General features: G+C 53.4%; 1 protein-coding gene. It reads right to left on the bottom strand.

Translation table 11 applies throughout. The features are described 5' to 3' along the window. Nucleotides 1-108 precede the first annotated feature (108 nt). Complete coding sequence (locus BM70_RS0130925; RefSeq protein WP_025859590.1) at nucleotides 109-1,041, bottom strand: IS110 family transposase; 933 nt, start codon at nucleotides 1,039-1,041, stop codon at nucleotides 109-111. Nucleotides 1,042-1,235 lie beyond the last annotated feature (194 nt).

The following is a 1,235-nucleotide window of genomic DNA, read 5'->3' as shown; positions in this document are numbered from 1 at the left end:
AATGTGGGAGCAACTGTCTTGATGGCTTTCATCAAGCCATATTTGCAGAGACGGTAATGCTCCCACAGCTGTACGCCGTGTAATTTTTGAAATAGCTACCACGCGGGTTTAGGCGGGCTGCTCTCTCCATTCAGTTCCATCACGGATCATCGCGTTTAGGCGTACTAACAAAACACGCATACAAGCGATGAGTGCCACTTTGGGGCACTTGCCTTTCTCGCGCAGCGCCTTATATCGCACGGCAAACTCAGGCTGAAACCGGATCACTGACCAACAGGCCATGTACAGTGAGCGCCTGGCAGCGAACCTGCCGCCGCTGATGTGGCGCTTACCTTTGTGCTTGCCGCTATCGTCGTTGTAGGGCGCGGTACCGCTTAACGCAGCAATCTGATGCCTACCTACCTCGCCGAGTTCGGGAAGATAGGACATCAAACTGGCCGCCGTAACCAGTCCTATGCCTTTGACCGAGCACAGAAGAGATACCTTTTTACTATCCAGACGTTCAGCGCTTTGGCGGATCAGGTTTTCCAACTGCTTCAACACCCCTTGCAAATAGTCGATATGACTCTGTAATGCAGGTTTGATCACTTCAGAGGAAGCCGTTTTAAGCCGCCGTTTATCGTCATCTCTCTGCTGAACAAAGTGCTCCCGCTGTTGAACCAGCGCGCGCAGATCATCCTGCTCGGCGCTTGTAACGCGACTGTCGGGTGATTTGATGACCGCTGCAAACTGCGCAAGAAGGCGTGCGTCTATCGGGTCGGTCTTGGCTTGTTGCCCCATCGCTTTGGCGAAACTTTTGGCTCGGCAAGGGTTGATCCGTATGACTTCAAAGCCGGCAGCTTGAAGCGCTTTCATGACTTTGCGCTCGTAACCGCCAGTAGCCTCAAGCAACACACGGCCTACACGATGCAGAGCGAGCCATCCAATCAGTCTGGGAAAATCACTTTCGCAATTGGGACAACTCATCGCCGCATCTAGCTGATCAACCAGGATTTCTAGGCTGCCGCTGGAGACATCAATACCTGCTGGATAGGAAAACATGGCCAAACCCTCTTACACTCAAGGTGAGAGCGCTCTGGCTTGGCCCACGCTTGTAACTGTTCGAGGTGGGCTCGTTCAACTGTTCGGGCTCATGTCCAGAGCGGAGAAGTGAGTGGCAGCATGGGCTCCCACACGTGCTTTAAGCACTTCGGGCATTCAGCTTGCCACTCACCCTCTCACCTTCAGCTTAATCC

Source organism: Pseudomonas sp. CHM02 (genome assembly GCF_000612585.1).
In the GTDB taxonomy this organism is placed as follows: Bacteria; Pseudomonadota; Gammaproteobacteria; order Pseudomonadales; family Pseudomonadaceae; genus Aquipseudomonas.
Note: the sequence above shows the minus strand (reverse complement) of the source record. Positions and strands in the feature narration are given on the sequence as shown.

Excerpts from the sequence above, each read along its gene's own strand:
- BM70_RS0130925 (WP_025859590.1), bottom strand. The coding sequence starts at position 1,041 with ATGTTTTCCTATCCAGCAGGTATTGATGTCTCCAGCGGCAGCCTAGAA.